This window comes from Novosphingobium sp. EMRT-2, assembly GCF_005145025.1.
Classification (GTDB): Bacteria; Pseudomonadota; Alphaproteobacteria; order Sphingomonadales; family Sphingomonadaceae; genus Novosphingobium.
In genome coordinates this window covers 1,501,218-1,520,244 of the sequence record NZ_CP039695.1, presented here as the reverse complement: position 1 = coordinate 1,520,244, position 19,027 = coordinate 1,501,218, and the positions used below count along the sequence as shown (strand labels likewise).

The window sequence follows — 19,027 nt, the reverse complement described above, 5'->3', positions numbered from 1 at the left end:
AGGGAATGGCCGGGCGATGTGTCGCGACGATGCCGGCGAAGCGCGATGATGCGGCAAGGCGTGACACGCACGGCGCGCTGTCACCATTTGTCACAGCTTGCGCGCTGGCGGCGGCCGGGCGGGAATGGCACAAGGCGGGGCATGAGCCACCGTCCGCCCCGCGTGCTTGTTGTCGACGACGATCCCGAGTTGCGCGCGCTGTTGCAGCGTTTCCTGTCCGAGCATGGCTATGCCGTGCGCGCGGTGGACGGGGGCAAGGCGATGGACGCGGCGCTGCAACGCGAGCCGGCCGACGTGATCGTGCTCGATCTGATGATGCCCGGCGAGGATGGCCTGGCGGTGGTGCGCCGGCTGCGCGCTGCGGGCGACGCGACGCCGGTAATCATGCTCACCGCGCGTGGCGATCCGATCGACCGCGTGCTGGGGCTGGAGATGGGCGCGGACGATTACCTCGCCAAGCCGTTCCTGCCGCGCGAACTGGTGGCGCGGCTCGCCGCGATCCTGCGCCGGTTGGGGCCGGAGCGGATCATGGCGCGCGACGAGGAGCGCGAGATCGGTCCGTTCCGCATCAACTTCTCCGCAATGACGGTCAGCCGCGATGGCGCGGTGCTGCCATTGTCCTCGCGCGAATACGCGCTGTTCGCGGCACTGGCGCGCAGCGCCGGGCGGCCGCTCAGCCGGGCGCAACTGATCGAACGGGCGCTGGGGCGCGATGCGGAAGTGACCGACCGCGCCATCGACGTGCAAATCGTCCGCCTGCGCCGCGCGATCGGCGACGATGCGGCCGATCCGCGCCATGTGCGAACGGTATGGGGCGTCGGGTATGTGTTGACGGAAGGCATGGCCGACAGGACGGCGGGGGGCTGAAGCGCGTGTTCCGGCGGCTGTTCCATCGCAACGTGGCGCTGCTGGTGGCGGTGGTGCTGGCGGGGCAGCTGCTTGCCGGCATTCTCGTGATGACGCTGGTGATCCGCCCGCAAGTGATCCGCGTCGCCGCCGTCACCGCGGACATGGTCACCGCGCTGTCGCAGGCGATGCGCGATATGGACCCGGCCCGCCAGGCGACGCTGATCGACGGGATCAACCGCGCGGGCAGCATGGCGGTGCGCCCGGCGGCGGATGTGCCTTCGGACGGGCCGCGCTTTCCCACGATGGTCGAGCGCCAGTTCACGCTGACTCTCGCTTCGCGCCTGCACATGCAGGACGAACTCGTCTGGCGCACCGATAAGGGTGGGCGGCTATGGTTCCTGCTGCGCATGGGGCAGGGCGATTACTGGGTCAGCATCACGCCACCGCGCCAGCGCGGGGCGCTGGCCAGCCTGATGCTTGCCTCGTCCGTGGCGTTCGTGATCGCTATCGCCTGCGGACTGGCGCTGCAGCGCCGGATCGACCGGCCGCTGCGGCAACTGGCGCGGAGCGTGGACGGCTACCGCGCCGATGGCACCCAGCCGCCGCTCGACGTTTCCGGCCCGGCGGAGGTCGCCGCCGTGGCCGTCGCGCTCAACCGCATGACCGCGCGGATCGCCGGGCAGGAAGCCGAGCGCGCGCTGATGCTGGCCGGGGTCAGCCATGACTTGCGCACGCCCTTGACGCGGCTGCGGCTCTCATTGGAAATGTTGCGCGGGCAGGACGAGGAACTGGAGGACACCGCGCTGCGGCAGGTGGACCGGATCGAGGCGATGCTGACCCAGTTCCTCGATTTCGGCCGCGGCTTCGAAAACGAGACACCGGTGCCGACCGACGTGGCCGGACTTCTGGCGCATGCCGCGGCCGATGCCGGGCTGGCGGGCATGGTCCTGCCCGATGTCGCGTCCAATGTTGCAACGGGCCTGGTCTTCACGCTGCGACCGCAGGCGGTAGCGCGGGCTGTGGCCAACCTGCTGTCGAACGCGGCGCGTCACGGCATGGCGCCGATCAGGATGGACGCTGTGTTGGAAGAGGGCGCGCTGCGGATCACGGTCAGCGATGCCGGCGCCGGCATCGCGCCCACCGCGGGCGAACAGATGCTGCGCCCCTTCGCCCGCGGCGATAGCGCGCGCGGCGGCGAGGGGACCGGGCTGGGCCTTGCCATCGTCAGCCGCGTGGCGGCCGCGCATAACGGCACGGTCACGTTCGGCCGCCGCAACGGCCGTTTCGCAATAACGCTGCTGCTGCGCGCGGCGTGACTGAGGACATGATCGCGTTCGCGCGGCAATCCACGCGAGCAGGCTTGTGGTCCTTCCGATGGATGAAAGAGAACAGCACCTCGGTATGGTCTGGCAAGACACCCTACATACTTCCGCGTTATAGCCTCCGGGCTGAAACTAGCGCACCATCATGGCATCGATCCGGAATCGATGCGGTGCCAACTCTCCCGATCCCGCTATTGGCACGCACAGGGCCTGATGTGGTCCCAACCTTGTCGGGCGGCCCCGATGCTCCCCCCCTCTCCTGGGGCCGCCCGGCACTTTCTATCTCCAAGATCGCCTTTCGAACCGGCTACTGCCGCCGAAGGGCTGGCGCGAGACTGCACCGCGCGAAGGGATTTTACCTCACATCAAAGCGCGCCGTTTTCGTGCACGAAAAGGCCGCCCTCGTGATGAGGGCGGCCTTTCCGGGGCAGCGTTCCAGTTTCCGGATCAGGCCTTGATAAAGGCCAGCATATCGGGATTGAGCACATCGGCGTGAACGGTCAGCATGCCGTGCGGATAGCCCGGGTACACCTTTAGCTGGCCCTTGCGCAGCAACTTGATGGCAAGTTGCGCGGAATCCGCGATCGGGACGACCTGATCGTCATCGCCGTGCAGCACGAGCGTGGGGACGTCGATCGCCTGCAGGTCCTTGGTAAAATCGGTTTCCGAAAACACCTCGATGCAGTCGTAGTGCGCCTTGGCGCCGCCAATCATGCCTTGCCGCCACCAGTTCTGGATGGTGCCGGGATAGATCTTGGCCCCCGGACGGTTGAAGCCGTAGAACGGACCACTCGCCACATCGAGGTAGAACTGCGCGCGGTTGGCTGCAAGCGCCGTGCGAAAGCCGTCGAATACCGCCATCGGGGTGCCGCCGGGGTTCGTGGCAGACTGCACCATGATCGGCGGGACGGCGCCGACGAGAATGGCCTTGGCAACGCGGCCTGGCTTCGCGCGGGCGACGTAGCGTGCCGCTTCTCCGCCGCCGGTCGAATGACCGATATGCACCGCGTTGCGCAGATCTAGGTGATCGGTGAGCGCGATGACATCGGCCACGTAAGTGTCCATGTCGTTGCCCGTATCGGTCTGGGTGGAGCGCCCGTGGCCGCGGCGGTCATGGGCGATCACCCGATAACCCTGCGCCAGAAAGTAGAGCATCTGGGCGTCCCAGTCGTCCGCACTGAGCGGCCAGCCGTGGTGAAACACAATCGGCTGCGCGCCTTTCGGTCCCCAGTCCTTGAAGAAGATTTCTGTGCCGTCTGCGACTTTGATCGTTCCCATGGTCATGTTTCCTATTGATGCGGCGTGTTGGAGCACGGACGCCATTGCGGGATCAGGAAATAGCGCGAGCCCGAGTGAAAGGGCGGCCCCGCCTACCACTTGGCGACGGGAGAGTTCGAAATCGGCTTGGCTCATGACGCATCAGCCTTCGTGTTCCGTTGGAGCGAGTGCCGCGGCAGCGGCGCCCGGTGCATGCAAAAGAACCACACTGCGCGAGCGCGGCGCAATAACACGAGAGTATAGGGCGGCTTCCGCCGTCCGCGCGCCGCCCCGGCCATGTGCGTTTTCAGGCGGCTGCGCTGGCGGTGATCGCCGGAAAATCGACGTTGGTCTGCGCCACGTTGTTGATGAGATTGGTGAGGAAGTTCTTGGCGACGTTGGCCACGATTTCCACGATCTGGGCATCACCGTAGCCCGCCGCGCGCAGTTGCGCCAGGTCGTCATCGCCAACCTTGCCCCGCGTTTCAGCGACACGCCGGGCGAAATGCAGCGCGGCGGCAAGCTTTTCATCCGCTGCCTCTCCGCGCTTCGCTGCCGCAATGTCGGCCTCGGAAAGCCGTGCGAAGGTGTGCCCGGTATAGGTATGGGCGGCGGTGCAGTATTCGCACCCGTTGACGGCCGCCGTGGCAAGGGCGATCCCTTCGCGGGTCTTCAAATCGAGCGTCTTGCCGAGCGCACCGTCGAAGGCGCCGTGGGCGGCAAGGACCGCCGGGCTGTTGGCCAGCACGGCAAAGAAGTTGGGGGTGAAGCCGAGCTGCTTTTGCACGGCATCGAGCGTGGGTTGGGAGGCGGCAGGGGCTTGGTCACGGCTGGTGATGGCAATGCGGGACATCTTCATTCTCCGTTGTGGCGAAGGCGGGTGGCCGCGGCGGTCTAGCGCCCCGGCAGGGGGTGATCGGCCAGCTCAAGGATCTTGTTCTCGAATGTGGCGGCGCCCGGTTTACACCGCAGCTGGTCCGAACAGGGCCAGTCTGATCCCGACGACGGGGGTGGAACAGGCCTGCGATGGTTTGTCTTTCCCGTCCCTTGGTAGGGGTGGCGGATTGTGAGGAATTCCCTTCTGGAAAACGCGACGTCTTTCAGGCTCGCGGCTTGTGGTAATGAGTCCCGATTCTATCGGTAAGCGGCCTCAAGCTTGGCGAACTCGTCATCGCTCAGCACGATATGCAATGCCCGAGCATTTTCTTCGAGGTGCGCCACGCTCCCGGTGCCCGGGATGGGCAAGGTGACGGGACTGCGACGCAGCAGCCAGGCGATGGCAATTTGGCCCGGCGTCGCCGCATGTGCCTGAGCGATAACGGCAAGGGCGGAGCCCGGCCCGGTTAGCGCCCCTGCCGCGAGCGGAAACCATGGAATGAATCCAATCGCGTGGCGCGTGCAGTAATCCAGCACATTCTCGCTCGAGCGATCGGAAAGATTGAAGCGGTTCTGCACGGTCGCGACCGAAAAGACCCGTTGCGCCGCCTCGATCTCCGCAACTGTTACCTGACTGAGCCCAGCATGGCGGATGATCCCTTCGTCGATCATGGCACGAACGGCGCCAAACTGCTCGTCACGCGGTACGCTGGGATCAATCCGGTGCAGTTGCCACAGATCGATCTGCTCTACGCCAAGATGCGTCAGGCTCCTGCGCGCCTGGGCGATGAGATAGTCGGGATCGCCGTGCGGCATCCACGCATCGGGGCCGGGCCTGCGCAGCCCGGCCTTGGTGGCGATGTGCATGCCGGGGGCGTAAGGATGCAGGGCTTCACGGATCAGCGGTTCGGAAACATCCGGCCCGTAACTGTCCGCCGTATCGATCAGGTTGATGCCCAGTTCGGGCACCCGGCGGAGCGTGGCGAGGGCTGCTTCCCGGTCGGTGGGCTGCCCCCATATGCCTGGTCCGGTGAGACGCATGGCGCCGAAGCCTAGCCGGCTTACCTCAAGTTCACCGCCGATCCGAAACGTGGTGTTGTCCATTATCGGTCCCCTCATTCCGCCAGAATGGCGTTGAGAATGCGCAGTTGGGTCACGTCTTCCATGCCCGGAAGGCCATTCTGGAGACCTATGCCCGATTGCTTGGCGCCGCCGAACGGAACGTCCAGGGGCAGCGCCATGTGCTGGTTCACCCAGATGGTGCCCGTCTGGATGCGGCTGGCCACGGCCATGGCCCGGTCCGTGTCCGAGCCCCAGATGGTGCCGCCCAACCCGAAGTCGCTGGCGTTTGCCGCGGCCACCGCTTCGTCGACATGCTCATAGGCCAGAACCGGAAGAACCGGGCCGAACTGTTCCTCCTGAACCAGCCGCGCCTGTTCGGGCAGACCGGTGACGATTGCCGGGCGGATGAAGTAGCCCTGACCGGTGGCGTCGCCGCCGGTCAGGAATCGGCCGCCCTGCGCGCGGGCGGACGCGATCACGTCCAGCACCTTGTCGAACTGCATGCGGTTTTGCAGCGGGCCCATGGTGGTGGAAGGGTTCATGCCATCGCCCAGAACCGCCGCCGCGGCCCGTTCGGCAAGGGCCGCTGCGAGATCGGCTGCATGCCGGCGCGGGGCGTAGACGCGCTTGGTGGCAAAGCAGACCTGGCCTGCATTGATGAAAGCTGCGGCAAAGATGCGGTCTGCAACCTTGGCGATGTCGGCGTCGTCCAGCACGATGGCTGCGTCGTTGCCGCCGAGTTCCAGGGTAAAGCGCTTCAGCGTGTCGGCGGCCGACACCAGCACCTTTTTGCCGGTCGGCGTCGAGCCGGTGAAGCTGACGTGAGCGACGTCGGGATGGCTGGTCAGCAGAGGGCCGAGGTCATTGGCATCCACCAGAGTCTGGAAGACGCCGGCGGGGAAAATGTCGGCAGCCAGCTGGCCGAGGAGAAGGGTGGAAAGCGGCGTGGTCGGCGCGGGCTTGGCGATCACCGTGTTACCTGTAATCAGCGCTGGCCCGAGCTTGAAGGAGAGCAGCGTCATCGGCCTGTTCCACGGCATGATAGCGACCAGCACCCCTTGCGCGTAGCGTTGTTCGATGATGCGCTGTCCGGGCGTTTCGAGCAGCACGCGGTCGACCAGAGACTGCGTGGCGAAGTGGGCGATGGCATCGCGTGCGCGGCTTACCTCGAAGCGGCAATCTGCAATCGGGCCGCCGCGTTCACGGGTCAGAGTGGCTGCAATGGAATCGAGGTTGGCGGTGATCGCCTCCGCAAACCGCTCAAGATAGGGCCTGCGGCCTTCGTAACCGAGGGCTTCCCAGGCTGGCTGCGCACGCTTGGCGGCCAGAATGGCGGCATCGGCCTGAGCGGCACTGGCGCGCGGCGACTGTGCAAAGGGCTGGGCCGTCGTCGGGTCGATGACGTCGATGACGTCGGCGCTGTCGACCAGAGCGCCGTCGATGAGAAGGTGATAGGGCATGCGCAATTCCTTGGTGGCGGCGCCCTCTGGTGTGACGCGGCTTGGTCGCCACCATGATCGGGTGTCGGCATTCGGCAAAGCTCTACCGTGGTATGCCCCGCCCGGCGCCAAGGCTCCGTGATTACCCGCAGTGCGGCCGACGATTCACAACATCCCGCCGCGAATGGATTTGATGGCGGCAACAAGCTGCTGGGGATTGAAAGGCTTGCGCAGGAAACGGTGCACGCCGGCGTTACGGGCCTGCTGCTCGATCATCGGCGTTGCAAATGCGGTGATCAGGATCGTGGGCAGTCCAAATTCCCGCAGCGCATCGATCAGGTCGAGTCCGGTCAGGCCCGGCATCTGGAAGTCGGTGATGACGCAGAACATACGCGCGACATCGGCAGATTTGAGGAAATCGGTAGCCGACTTGAACGAAATCGTCAGATAGCCATGACTTTCCAGCATCTCTTCCAATGCCTCGCGCACGTCATCATCATCGTCGACAATCCCGATGATAACCGGCATTTTCGGGGAAGGCCCAGGCACCAACATTGTCCTCTCGTTCGGGGCCGCGTGGCATTGCCAGGCCGATGTCGCCTTTAGTGGTCATCCGCTACTTTGCAGCTAATTGATAGCAGTCTTGCGGCTGCCTAGCTCTTGTTCCGTGGCGTCCCATACCGAGGTATGGGGCGCGGCGGCTGGCACTGCGTGCAAAGTCGCTGTAGATTGGCGACGCAATACAAGGCCGATCGGCCGGAAAGGCGATCCATGGCTACCGTCAGGGCAGTTCTCGTGCAGGAAGCATCGGCCCAGGTAACATCGCGGCAGCCGCTTGTGCTTGTCGTAGATGATGATCCCGACGTGCGCGCAAGTCTGCAGGATATGTTCGAATCCGTGAGCCTTGAAACGGCCGTGTTCGAATCCACCGCAGACATGCTGCAGCATGGCATACCTGATCGGCCATGCTGCCTCGTGCTCGATCTACGGCTGCCGGGTACCGGCGGCCTCGAACTCCAGGCGCAACTGCGGGAGATGAACCAGTTCGTGCCGATCGTGTTCATTACCGGTCACGCTGATGTCGCCACCTCCGTCAGAGCGATGAAGGCCGGCGCGATCGACTTTTTGCCAAAGCCCTTTCGGCAGCAGGAACTGCTTGACGTGGTGACTCATGCACTGCGCACCGAAGGCGAGAAACAAAAAGACGGCGGCGAGCGCAAGAGTGTGCGGCGTCTGGGCGAAAGCCTGACACCCCGTGAAACGGACGTCTTGCGCGGGGTAGCGCGCGGCTTGCTCAACAAGCAGATCGCCCACGAACTCGGCATCACCGAGATCACGGTCAAGATGCATCGCTCGAGCGCCGGGCGCAAACTCAAGTCGATCTCGGTCGCCGATATGCTGCGCAAGATCGATCTGCTCGGCATCTAGGCGGACGCTGCCGATGGGTGGCACGGGTGCTTGGCCCTGCCGTGTCGGCAATGGCTCCTGACCCTAGAGACTGAAGCCGAACTCCAACCCGAACGTGCGAGGCGGAGCCATGTTGCCGAGCGCCCGGCTCGCGTCGAGATCGCCGGTGATCGAGACATTGGTGAACGCGCGCGTATTCGTGAGATTGTCGACAAAGACGGCGGCCTGCCAGCGCGCATGCGCGGGGATCCAGGTCGCCCGGGCCTTGAGCCACCACCACGCAGCCTGGGTGGCCCGCGCATCGCGAAAGGCGGTGAACCAGGTCCGGTCCTGCCAGCTGGCATCGCCGCGCAGCCGCAGGATGGCGCCGCCATGCAGCGCAAAATCCCGTTCGGCATAGCCCAGCACGCGCCAGCGCGGCGCATGGGGTAGCGGGTTACCGGCAAGGTCTTGCACGCCGAGGCCCGGCTGCTTGGTGTTGATGGTGGCGTAGCGCGAAAAGCGCGCATTCAGCCAGGTCGCTTGCGCCGCGAACCGGAACCGCGGCCCGCTCGCGCCGCGCAGGCCCAGTTCCACTCCATCGACCCGTGCGGTCGCGGCGTTGCGTATGAGCACGGAATTGGCGTCGACATCCTGCACCTGAAGATCGCGGTAATCGTAGTGAAAGGCACTCGCTTCGATCTTCCAGTTGGGGCCGGCAAACTTGGCACCCAGTTCATAGGACCAGATCTTTTCCGGGGCGTAGGGCGTGTTCTGCGCAGAGCCGAGGTTAAAGCCGCCTGCCTTGTAGCCCCGCGCGGCCGACACGAAGATGTGGCCGTACTCCGAAAACGTGTGGTCGATCACGGCCTTTGGCGTGAAGGAACGGAACTCGGCTGGAGCAAGAACCGCATTGTTCAGGGTCTGGAGCCCGGTGAAATCGAGCAGATTGGTCCCTCGGCGACGCTCGCGCGTCCAGCGCCCGCCAACGGTGACGGTGGTTCGAGGCAGGATCGCGCCGCCCACCTCGCCAAAGAGCGCATTGGCAAGGGTGTGCTGGGTGCCGTTGGCCCGCAGCAGGCAGCAATCAGCACTGCCGGTGCCGCCCAGAAGCGTAACGAGATAGGGAAAGAAGTACTCGTTGCGAACCGTATTGCGCTCGATGTAGTGCGAGGCGCCGAGCCAGTAGGTGAGCGTGGCCGAAGGCATCGAATGCAGCGCCACGTCAACGCTCCATTGCCGGGCGTCCTCTTCCTTGTACTGCGTTTCGGCTAGCACGGTGCTGTTCGACAGGTCGTCGAAGTTTTTCGGGTGGGTCTGGCGGTACGCTGCCGTCGTGCTCAGGATGGCGCTGCCCAGATCGAGCTCTGCCCGGGCCATCAGGCCCCAGTTCAGCGGCCGGTTGAACGGCAGCACGGACGAGGCGATGGTGCGCGCTCCGACCGGGCCGACGATGCCTTGCGCAAGGCGCGCGAGGAAGACGGGATTGTTGCCATAGCCCGGCCCAGCAAAGTGGAACACCACGGCGCGGTCATCAGCCCGGCTGACATCGGCGGAGAGGGTAAGTTTCAGATTGCTGCGGGCCTGCCAGTCCAGCCGCAAGCGGGCGCTCTGGTCGTGTTGGTCCTCGGCGTGATCAACGCGGTCCTTGCCACTTGCATTACGTCCGGTGATCAGCCGGGTGTAGCCGGCGTGATTGCTGCTCCCCACCGACAAGCGCATTGCCAGTCTGTCGGTCAGCGGGCCGGCAATGCTGGCGAACGCATCGGCGCGGGCATAATTGCCGAATGCCACGCGCCCGTCGGCGTGCCAGTCCTTCGTCGGTCCGCGGCTCACCAGATTGATTGCGCCGCCGGTGGCGTTGCGGCCATAGAGCGTGCCTTGCGGGCCTTTGAGGATCTCTATCCGGTCGAGATCGAACATCGCCGATGCTGCCGCGCTGGGCCTGCCAAGGTAAACGCCGTCCAGGTTGACCGCAACGCTGCTATCAAATCCGCCAAGGAACGTGACTGCGCCGATCCCGCGCAGGAAGATCTGGCTTTCGCCCTGATAAGCGGAAATCTGGAGGCTGGGTTCGACCATCGCCAGATCGGCAAACGAGCGGACGGAACGGGCTTGCAACTGCTGCCCGGTCAGAACGGTCAGACTGGCGGGCACGGCATCTTCAGGCAGCGGTCGGCGCAAGGCTGTCACGGTGATCTGCGAGGTCTCAATCGCGGTAGCACCGCTGCCGGAATCGCTGGCGAACGCTGCCGAAGGCGCCGCGAAGAAGGCTGCGACGAACAAGCACGCCCCGAAAATTGTGTGCCGCATTCCGGGGTTTCTATCGGTCAATCGGTCGTACCGCCATGGTCGTTCCAATGGGCCGCGATGCATCAGCGCAGCACGATTTCGCCAAGATCGATCGACACGACGAGCGGCTCGGCCATCGGCTTGCCATCGGCCTGGCGTGGATAGATGCGGCGGCTGGTGGGAAAACGGATGCCCTGCACGTCGATATAGGCGGACGGATAGTGCGCGCCCGGTGTGTTGCCGGTGATCTCGACGTCGTAATCGTGGCGCCGCAGCAGGCCGTCACTGCCGATATAGAGCGTCTGCTGCGTGCTGTGGGTGGCGATGTTCGCGGGGAATGTCACGGCGAGGCGGCGCCATTGTTCGCCGTTTTCCTCCCAGGGTTCGATTTCCTGCGCGGTGACGCCCGGCTCGGCCAGCAGGAAGGGCAGCGTCAGATAGGTCCACATCGCGCAGCCGGCAAAGTAGGCCAGTTGCAGTTCGGTCCACGGGGTTTCGAGGGTGTGTCCGGCAAACGAGGCGCGCGGGTCGAGCAGTTCTTCCAGCACGGCATCCGCGCCGGACAGAAGCGCAACCCGATGTGGCGTGAACGCGGACTTGCGCGCCGCGTCGCCAAAGGGCGCGTGCGAGGCTTGTTGGCGGGTCAGGTCTATGGTCACCACGGTATCGTCCAGCACGCCGCCGACCCCCTTGAGCGGCCATAGCGCACCGCCCTGGGCGAGCCGCGCGGAAAGCGTGCTGAAGCGCTTCCATTGATCCAGCCCGCCATGGGCGGCAATGGTTGCTGTAGCGAGGGGATTCATAGCATGTCCTTCAATTTGCAGGGACGAAAATCGTCCGCAGGCTGCTCAGTGTCCGTCGAGAAACAGGAGGAGATGGGCCAGAAACAGTTCGGGATACTGGAACTGCGCGGCATGGCCTGCGTCGGGATAGAGAATTAGCTGCGCATCGGGCAGATGCTGCTGGAGATGGAATGAATTGATCGTTGGCAGCATCACGTCGAGGCTGCCATTGACGACCAGCGTCGGGCAGTTGATCGCTGCAAGATCGGCAAAGCGTTCGCCGTGTGGCACGAGCCAGTCCCGTCCGGCGGCCACTTGCGCCATGATCGTGGCCATGCCGCTTGGCGGATCGATATCTTCTGTCCGTTCATGCCGGCGCTGCCAGAATGCCGCAGCGGCTGCGCGGCCCGCTTCGGAATGGCCAAAAAACAGCCAGGCAAAGTCCTCTAGGTTGGCGTTGCCACTGGCGCGCTGCGCCACTTCGGTCTGGAAGGGCGTGGGATCGCCGCCGCGTGGGCTGGTGCCCAGGAGAGCCAGCTTGCGCACGCGGTCGCCATGTTGCTTGGCATACGCCTGCGCGACCATGCCCCCCATCGAGAAGCCGAGCAGATCGAACGTGCGGAGTTGGAGTGCATCGATGAATTCGGCGATGCATCCGGCCATCCCCTCGATCGTCGGGGGGGCGGTGCCCGTGGAACTGGCGACCCCGGCGCTGTTGACCAGGATGACCGGGCGTTTGCGGGCAAGACCATCGGTCAGCAGCGGATCCCAGTGATCCATTCCGCCAGTGAAATGCTGGAGGAGCACGATCGGTGTTCCGCCTTCTTCGCCGAACCGGCGATAAGCATAGCGCGTATCGCCGACTGTGATGTGCTGCGTCGGCGCCGTGTTGTGCTGGTACATGGCTTACTCCTTTTGCGGGAGGTTGAGCATGGCCCTTCGCGATGGCTAGGCAGAACAAGGTAGGGGGAGGACATACCAGCGCGCAGCAATCGCGGTCGAGCGCCGGACGGCTAATGGTGTTCACGCACTGGCCGGGGCCGCCTCCTGGCGGCTCTGTACGTGCTTGGCGGCAACAGGGGTTTGACGTTAGGCTTATGGCGGCGGCGGCTTGTCAGGCGCGAATAGCGATGGAATGACGGGCGAGTTGGGCGATGGGACCGAGTGGCATGACCGACCGCAAATACAGCTATCTTTGGCTGTCCGGCGCCTTCCTCATGGCATGGGCGGTGTTTTTCCTCGACCGGGCCTCTGGCGATAATCTGCCTGTTTCCATTCTCCATCTTGTCGTAGTCGCCGCGGCCCTTGCAGGCGGCGGGGAAATCGCCGTTCTCGTTGGGGCGCCTGTCTGCATGGCGCTGGCTATCGTCGCCCGGCTTATGGCGCAGGCGGACCGTGAGCCGCTTGCTGCCGCACTACAGGCTCTGTTACCCTGCATCGCGATCGGTTTTGTCGCATTCCTGTTGATAAGCCAGCGGCGCCTGCGCGCGGCGAGCGCGGAGGCAGACCGCCGCCGGGCCGAGATCGAACATTTCCTCAACTCGGTCCCGTTCGTATTGTGGCGGTCCAACCCCCGGGGCGAGATCGAATACCTCAACGAACACTGGACCCATGTAACCGGACTGGATCGCTCAAGTGTGCTGGCGAACGAGCGCTACAACGATGTCGTCCACCCGGATGACCTTGCCGCGCTTCATGCCGCGGTTCCCCATGCGGTCGCCACGCAGACCCTGACCGACCTCGAGATCCGCGTGCGCCAGGCCGACGGTTCGTATCGCTGGATGCAAATTTACGACAAGCCAGTCCGCTCACCGTTCACCGGCGAGATTGAACGCTTCGGCGGGCTTTCCGATGTTCATCAAGAGGTCACCGCGAAGGAGGAACTGCAAAAGCTCCGCAACGAACTGGAAGAAAGCCAACGCGAATTGACAGTTTTTGCGGATTCGGTTCCCCAGTTGCTCTGGCGCTCGACGGCTGACGGGAAATGGGATTTTCTCAATCGGCGCTTCACCGAGATTACCGGCGTTGAACGAGAGGAAGGCATCGCCGGGCAAACCTGGCGCGAATGCATCCATCCCGAGGATATCGGGCCATTGCGCCAGGTGCTGACGCGATCGTTGGAAACGGGCGAAGATATCGCCTGCCAGGTCCGTCTGCGGCACAAGGACGGCAGCTACCATTGGATGTCGATGGCACGTCGGGCGGTGCGGTCCGCCGAGACCGGCGAGATCCTGCGCTTCTATGGCGGCGCGACGGACATCCACAACGAGGTGTTGGCCCAGCAGCGCGTCAACGACCTGATGGCCAACCTCGAACGCAGGGTCGCCGAGCGGACGGCCGAACTGCTGCGCACGGAAGCGCGCTATTCGAGCCTGTTCGACGTGGGCGGCATCAGCTTCGCCGAGATGGACTTCAGCGTAACCAAGCCCATCCTTGATCGCATCAAGGCGCAAGGCGTCCAGAACTTGCGGGCGTATTTCGAGGGAAATCCGCATGTTCTCGAGGAATGCCTGTCGAATATCAGGACCACGCGGGTCAATCGGGCGCTCGCCCAGATGATGGGCTATGCAGACCTCGCCGAACTGGCGGCCAACCCGCCCGCGCACAACGCCGAGGACGGCCGTGACGTCCTGATAAGCCAGCTCGAGATGGTCTATTACGATCAAGAGCATATTTCCGGGCAGACCGTGCTGATCGGCAAGGATTTGCGCCGGATACCTGTTCATTTCAACGTGAACCGGCTGTCGGACGACCTGCACCTGTCAAACCTCGTCGACCTTTCCGAACAGCAGCGGATCGAGGAGATGCGCCGCGCCGCGCAGGACGAACTGGCGCGGGCCAACCGCATTGCAACGGTGGGTGCCTATTCCGCCACCATCGCGCATGAACTGAACCAGCCCATCGCGTCGATGGCGATGGATGTGCAGACCACCATGCGCTGGCTGACCGGGGAAACACCCAACCTTGAGGCGGCGATCCGTGGCATCGAGCGGCTGACCCGGACGGTTCACCGTGTCCAGGCGATCGTCGAGCACACGCGCGAGAGTCTTGCGCCGCGGCGCCGCGAATTGCGGCGTGTCGATATCAGCGCGCTGGCGCAGGCCACCTGCGGTCTGCTCGAAAGCGAGGTCCGGCGGGCGGAGGCGCAATTGGTGCTGCACTGTGATCCCGATCTTGCGCTGGTGCTCGCCGATCCGGTCGAGTTCCAGCAAGTTCTGGTCAACCTCATCACCAACGCGGCAGAGGCGATGCAGGCAGGGTCCGATCCGCGCAAGATCACCGTCGAAATCTCGAACGTGTCCGAAGGCATCGCGGTTTCGGTGCGGGATGCTGGCCCAGGTATTGCGGACGATGTCCGCGACAAGCTGTTCGAACCGTTCTTTACCACCAAAGCTACCGGCATGGGGATGGGGCTGCAGGTCTGTCGCAATGCGGTGCAGGGCATGGGGGGGAACCTGCATGCGCGGAACGAGCCCGGCGGCGGCGCGGTATTCAGCTTTACCGTGCCCAGCATCGCCGCCGTGGACTGAACTCCCTGGTCGGGCGGGGTCATGCCAGAGCGGAGCTGAAGGTACTTTCCAGGATGGAATGGAACGGTCGCCAAGCGTCCCCAATCCTTCCGCACCCTTTGCTGTTGGGCAAAAAGGGCCTCTCCCTTCCAGGGACGCTGAAGAGGTGCGCCGGCATCATTCAATGCGGTGGCCATTTATCGCCGGTCTTCTTCGTCGGTTAAACCATACGCAGGTAGGGCTATCCGTCGCATCCGATCTGCCATAACCTGCCAAAAAATCGGAGGCATCAGGCGTGACGACCATCAACGTGAACGGCCAACAGCGTGAGGTCAAAGTAGATGCCGAAACACCGCTGCTATGGGTGCTGCGCGACGATCTGGGTCTGACTGGCACCAAGTTCGGTTGTGGCATCGCGCAATGCGGCGCCTGCACGGTTCATGTGGATGGCGCACCCGTCCGGTCCTGCCAATTGCCGGTGGGCGAGATTGGCAACAGGCCGGTCACGACCATCGAGGCGATCGGAGCGACCCCGGCGGGGGCACGCATCCAGAAGGCGTGGCTCGATCTGGACGTGATCCAGTGCGGTTACTGCCAGTCTGGGCAGATCATGTCGGCCGCGGCCCTGCTGGCCAGCAATCCGACGCCCGATGATGCCGCGATCGACGCCGCCATGGCTGGTAACATCTGCCGATGCGGAACCTATGTGCGTATCCGCGAGGGCATCAAGGAGGCGGCGCGTCATGGCTGATCCGGCTCTCTCGCGCCGACAGGTGCTGCGCGGCGCGTCGCTTGGCGCCGGTGCGCTGGTGCTTGGCCTTACCGTCCGGGGCGTTTCGGTGGTTGCGGCAACCGGCGCGGCCCCCGCCTCCGCAGCCTTCGCCCCCGACGCCTTCATCCGCCTGGCTGGGGACGGGAACGTAACCCTGGTGATGCCGCAGACCGAGATGGGGCAGGGAATCTACACCGCTTTGGCGATGCTGATCGCCGAGGAACTGGATGTCGCGCTTGAGGCGGTCAAGCTGGAAGAGGCGCCGGCCGACGACGCGCTCTACGGCAATCCGATCTTCAAGGTGCAGGCCACCGGCGGTTCGACATCGGTACGCGGCTATTGGCCGGTCATGCGCAAGGCCGGCGCCAGCGCCCGTGCCATGCTGATCGCAGCTGCCGCGCGGCAATGGCGTGTGCCGGCGGCGGAATGCCGCACCGAGCCGGGTGAAGTCGTCCACCAGCCCAGTGGTCGACGCCTTGCCTATGGCGCGCTGGCCGCACAGGCCGCGCGTGAGCCGGTTCCGGCTGATCCGCCACTCAAGTCGCCAGAAACCTTCCGCCTTATCGGTCGTTCGCAGCGACGGCTCGATACCGCGCACAAGGTAGATGGCTCGCTCCGCTATGGTATCGACGCGATGCCCGAAGGCGTGCGGTTCGCCTCGCTGGCCTGCGCTCCGGTGGTAGGCGGGAAGGTCGTGCGGGTCGATGATCGCCCGGCCAAGGCCCTGCCCGGCGTGCAGCAGGTGATCGTGCTTGATGACATGGTCGCGGTGGTGGCCGAAACCAGCTGGGCGGCGATGCGCGCGCTGGCGGCGCTGGACATCACCTGGAACGATGGCCCCAACGCCACTTTGGGTAGCGCCGACTTGTGGGCCGACCTGGACAAGGCATCGCAAGCCGAGGCGCACGTCGCGCTGGATACCGGCGCAGCGGCGAAATTGTCGGGCGATGGCGTGATCGAGGCGCACTACGCCTTGCCCCTCCTGGCCCATGCCCCGATGGAGCCGATGAACTGCACCGTCCACCTCACGTCCGGAAAATGCGAGGTCTGGGTTGGCACGCAGGTGATGACGATGACGCAGCGGGCTGCCGCGCAAGAGGCAGGTCTGAGTCCGGAACAGGTAACGGTCCATAACCATCTTATCGGTGGCGGCTTCGGTCGCCGCCTGGAGGTGGACGGGGTCCGCAAGGCCGTGCGTATCGCCAAACATGTCGATGGCCCGGTCAAGGTCGTCTGGAGCCGGGAAGAGGATGTAGCGCGGGCGCCCTATCGCTCGGTCTATGGCGCCTGGCTCAAGGCCAGGATCGCGAACGGCAAGGTCGAGGCCTGGTCGCATCGCGTTGTCGGCCCCAGCGTGGTCGCGCGCTGGCTGCCGCCCGCCTACGACGGCAAAATTGATAGCGATGCCGTCGATGGCGCGGCGGAAACGCCCTACGACATGCCCGCCCTGCTCGTGGACTGGGTCCGCCACGAACCACGCGGCGTGTACACCGCGTTCTGGCGCGGTGTCGGACCGAATATGAACGTGTTCGCCACCGAAAGCTTCGTTGACCGCGTGGCGCGCGAAGCGGGGCAGGACCCGCTAGCCTTTCGCCGCAGCCTGATCGGCAAACATCAACGCGCCCGCGCGGTGCTCGATCTTGCCGCGCAGAAAGCGGGTTGGGGCACGCCGCTGCCGGCCGGCGCGGGGCGTGGCATCAATCTGCAATACGTGTTCGGTACGTATCTTTGCACCGTGGCCGAAGTTGTCGTGGCCGAGGACGGCACGGTGGCGGTCAAGCGGCTGACCACGGCGGTGGACTGCGGATCGCCCGTCAATCCGGACGGCATCGTGTCCCAGATACAGGGCGGCATGGTATTTGGCCTTTCCGCCGCGCTCTATGGCCAGATCACCCTGGCGAACGGGCGGACGCAGGAAAGCAATTTCCACGATTACCGCGTCGTCCGCATCGATGAGATGCCGCAGATCGAGGTCCATATCGTGCCCAGCGCCGAGGCGCCCGGCGGGATCGGCGAACCTGGCACGGTCACGGTCCAGGGCGCGCTCAACAACGCCATCTACGCCGCAACGGGCATCCAGCTCAGCCGCATGCCCGTCGATTCCTCCCTGCTGAGCAAGAGTGCCTGGCGATGAAACGGCCCCGCAAAACGATCGTCCTTGGCGCCATTGCGGCGGTAGCCATCGCGGGAGGACTTGCCTGGTGGCAAGTGGCCTTGCCCGGCCCGCTGGCGTTCGCGGGCGGCCAGCAGGTCGATCTGGCCACCTACCGTGGACGATCGCCCACCGGGGTCCCACCCGAACTGGCATCGGCTGATCCGCTCACGAAGGGCCGCTATCTGACCGAGGCAGCCGATTGTCAGGCCTGCCACACCGCCAAGGGTGGCAAGCCATTTGCCGGCGGGCGTGCGTTCAAGCTGCCGTTCGGCACGATCTACACCCCCAACATCACGCCCGACCGGGAGACCGGTATCGGGGCTTGGAGCGATGCCGAATTCGTGCGCGCCGTGCACAAGGGCATCGGCCGCGATGGCCAGCGGCTCTACCCGGCGTTCCCTTACGCATCCTACGCCATGCTAACCGATGACGATGTCCTGGCGATCCGTCGCTATCTTGCCAGTCTGGCCCCGGTGCGGCGGGCAAACTTGCCCAACACTTTTAGCTTCCCCTTCAACCAGCGCTGGCTGATGGCGATCTGGGGAGCGCTGTTCAACCGCGAACCGGTGTTCCGTCCGGTCGCCGAGCGCGATGCCCAGTGGAACCGCGGCGCCTATCTGGTCGAAGCGGCCGGTCATTGCGGCGAATGCCACACGCCGCGCACGCTGATGCAGGCCATGAACACCCGGCAGAAGTTCGCCGGCGGTGCCGCCGAAGGCTGGAACGCCTACAATATCACCAGCGACCAGGTCAGCGGCATCGGAGCATGGTCGTCGGACGACCTCGTCAGCTATCTTGCGCGCGGGCATGCGCCGCAACGCGGTGTCGCCTCCGGTCCGATGGCCGAGGTGGTTGCATTGAGCACCGGGCGGCTGACACCTTCGGATGTTGCCGCGATCGCGGCTTATCTGCGGACCATTCCGTCCATTCGCAGCTCTGGCCTGCCCGCGATGGCCGGGCCGGCCAACCCTGTCGCTTCGCAAGGCCCGACGGGCAATCCTCACGGCAAGCGCGTGTTCGAGCAGGCTTGCGTCAGTTGCCACGCGTGGAGCGGCAAGGGAGCCGTCAGTCCTTTCCAGCAGCTGACCGGTATCCGCGCCGTCAACGATCGTACCGGCAACAATGTCGCGCTGATGGTGCTGAATGGAGGCGGTTCGGCGCATTCGCCCGGTCCCTACATGCCGGCCTTCCATGCCGCCTATTCGGACGCGGAGATCGCGGCGGTTGCCAACTACGTTACCGCCCGGTTTGGCACGCAGGCTTCGAATCTGACCGCCGCGAACGTGCGGGAACTGCGAGAGCAGTGAGAGGGATCGCCCTGCCTTG

General features: G+C 64.8%; 15 protein-coding genes. 7 read left to right on the top strand and 8 right to left on the bottom strand.

The window, feature by feature from the left end; all coding sequences use genetic code 11:
- Window positions 1–141: 141 nt before the first annotated feature.
- Entirely contained in the window at window positions 142–867 is a 726-nt protein-coding gene (locus FA702_RS07470; RefSeq protein WP_136955626.1) for a response regulator, read from the top strand.
- Between the two features lie 5 nt (window positions 868–872).
- Entirely contained in the window at window positions 873–2,165 is a 1,293-nt protein-coding gene (locus tag FA702_RS07465) for an ATP-binding protein (RefSeq protein ID WP_255504754.1), read from the top strand.
- A gap of 453 nt (window positions 2,166–2,618) precedes the next feature.
- On the opposite strand, the gene FA702_RS07460 is transcribed toward FA702_RS07465, so the two are convergent.
- The 5 genes from FA702_RS07460 to FA702_RS07440 form a co-directional block, all read right to left on the bottom strand.
- Entirely contained in the window at window positions 2,619–3,449 is an 831-nt protein-coding gene (locus FA702_RS07460) for an alpha/beta fold hydrolase (protein WP_210417623.1), read from the bottom strand.
- A 286-nt stretch (window positions 3,450–3,735) separates the two neighbouring features.
- Complete coding sequence (locus FA702_RS07455) at window positions 3,736–4,281, bottom strand: carboxymuconolactone decarboxylase family protein (protein WP_136955623.1); 546 nt, start codon at window positions 4,279–4,281, stop codon at window positions 3,736–3,738.
- 281 nt (window positions 4,282–4,562) lie between these two features.
- Complete coding sequence (locus tag FA702_RS07450; RefSeq protein ID WP_210417604.1) at window positions 4,563–5,408, bottom strand: aldo/keto reductase; 846 nt, start codon at window positions 5,406–5,408, stop codon at window positions 4,563–4,565.
- Between the two features lie 11 nt (window positions 5,409–5,419).
- A complete protein-coding gene (locus tag FA702_RS07445) occupies window positions 5,420–6,826 on the bottom strand; it encodes an aldehyde dehydrogenase family protein (RefSeq protein WP_136955621.1) in 1,407 nt (468 codons plus the stop codon).
- 144 nt (window positions 6,827–6,970) lie between these two features.
- Window positions 6,971–7,333: a response regulator transcription factor gene (locus FA702_RS07440; RefSeq protein WP_168196024.1), complete on the bottom strand. Its 363-nt coding sequence runs from the start codon at window positions 7,331–7,333 to the stop codon at window positions 6,971–6,973.
- Window positions 7,334–7,576: 243 nt separating this feature from the next.
- Between FA702_RS07440 and FA702_RS07435 the strand changes: the two genes are divergently transcribed.
- On the top strand, window positions 7,577–8,233 hold the full coding sequence (locus FA702_RS07435; protein ID WP_136955619.1) for a response regulator transcription factor: 657 nt from the start codon (window positions 7,577–7,579) through the stop codon (window positions 8,231–8,233).
- Window positions 8,234–8,296: 63 nt separating this feature from the next.
- Here FA702_RS07435 and FA702_RS07430 read toward each other — a convergent pair whose 3' ends face one another.
- The 3 genes from FA702_RS07430 to FA702_RS07420 form a co-directional block, all read right to left on the bottom strand.
- A complete protein-coding gene (locus FA702_RS07430; RefSeq protein ID WP_168196023.1) occupies window positions 8,297–10,477 on the bottom strand; it encodes a TonB-dependent receptor in 2,181 nt (726 codons plus the stop codon).
- 89 nt (window positions 10,478–10,566) lie between these two features.
- Window positions 10,567–11,286, bottom strand: coding sequence for a hypothetical protein (locus tag FA702_RS07425; RefSeq protein ID WP_136955617.1), 720 nt, complete (start codon window positions 11,284–11,286; stop codon window positions 10,567–10,569).
- Window positions 11,287–11,331: 45 nt separating this feature from the next.
- Window positions 11,332–12,168: an alpha/beta fold hydrolase gene (locus tag FA702_RS07420; RefSeq protein WP_136955616.1), complete on the bottom strand. Its 837-nt coding sequence runs from the start codon at window positions 12,166–12,168 to the stop codon at window positions 11,332–11,334.
- Between the two features lie 266 nt (window positions 12,169–12,434).
- On the opposite strand from FA702_RS07420, the gene FA702_RS07415 reads away from it, so the two are divergent.
- The 4 genes from FA702_RS07415 to FA702_RS07400 all read left to right on the top strand — a co-directional run bounded on the left by FA702_RS07415 (window position 12,435) and on the right by FA702_RS07400 (window position 19,008).
- On the top strand, window positions 12,435–14,795 hold the full coding sequence (locus FA702_RS07415; protein WP_168196022.1) for a PAS domain-containing protein: 2,361 nt from the start codon (window positions 12,435–12,437) through the stop codon (window positions 14,793–14,795).
- A gap of 274 nt (window positions 14,796–15,069) precedes the next feature.
- Window positions 15,070–15,525, top strand: coding sequence for a (2Fe-2S)-binding protein (locus FA702_RS07410; RefSeq protein ID WP_136955614.1), 456 nt, complete (start codon window positions 15,070–15,072; stop codon window positions 15,523–15,525).
- On the top strand, window positions 15,518–17,680 hold the full coding sequence (locus FA702_RS07405) for a xanthine dehydrogenase family protein molybdopterin-binding subunit (protein ID WP_210417603.1): 2,163 nt from the start codon (window positions 15,518–15,520) through the stop codon (window positions 17,678–17,680). The genes FA702_RS07410 and FA702_RS07405 overlap by 8 nt, the downstream gene beginning before the upstream one ends.
- On the top strand, window positions 17,677–19,008 hold the full coding sequence (locus FA702_RS07400; RefSeq protein WP_136955612.1) for a cytochrome c: 1,332 nt from the start codon (window positions 17,677–17,679) through the stop codon (window positions 19,006–19,008). The genes FA702_RS07405 and FA702_RS07400 overlap by 4 nt, the downstream gene beginning before the upstream one ends.
- Window positions 19,009–19,027 lie beyond the last annotated feature (19 nt).

Coding starts and splice junctions, on each gene's coding strand:
- FA702_RS07470 (WP_136955626.1), top strand. CDS start 142: ATGAGCCACCGTCCGCCCCGCGTGCTTGTTGTCGACGACGATCCCGAG.
- FA702_RS07460 (WP_210417623.1), bottom strand. CDS start 3,449: ATGGGAACGATCAAAGTCGCAGACGGCACAGAAATCTTCTTCAAGGAC.
- FA702_RS07455 (WP_136955623.1), bottom strand. CDS start 4,281: ATGTCCCGCATTGCCATCACCAGCCGTGACCAAGCCCCTGCCGCCTCC.
- FA702_RS07450 (WP_210417604.1), bottom strand. CDS start 5,408: ATGGACAACACCACGTTTCGGATCGGCGGTGAACTTGAGGTAAGCCGG.
- FA702_RS07445 (WP_136955621.1), bottom strand. CDS start 6,826: ATGCCCTATCACCTTCTCATCGACGGCGCTCTGGTCGACAGCGCCGAC.
- FA702_RS07440 (WP_168196024.1), bottom strand. CDS start 7,333: ATGCCGGTTATCATCGGGATTGTCGACGATGATGATGACGTGCGCGAG.
- FA702_RS07435 (WP_136955619.1), top strand. CDS start 7,577: ATGGCTACCGTCAGGGCAGTTCTCGTGCAGGAAGCATCGGCCCAGGTA.
- FA702_RS07425 (WP_136955617.1), bottom strand. CDS start 11,286: ATGAATCCCCTCGCTACAGCAACCATTGCCGCCCATGGCGGGCTGGAT.
- FA702_RS07420 (WP_136955616.1), bottom strand. CDS start 12,168: ATGTACCAGCACAACACGGCGCCGACGCAGCACATCACAGTCGGCGAT.
- FA702_RS07415 (WP_168196022.1), top strand. CDS start 12,435: ATGACCGACCGCAAATACAGCTATCTTTGGCTGTCCGGCGCCTTCCTC.
- FA702_RS07405 (WP_210417603.1), top strand. CDS start 15,518: ATGGCTGATCCGGCTCTCTCGCGCCGACAGGTGCTGCGCGGCGCGTCG.
- FA702_RS07400 (WP_136955612.1), top strand. CDS start 17,677: ATGAAACGGCCCCGCAAAACGATCGTCCTTGGCGCCATTGCGGCGGTA.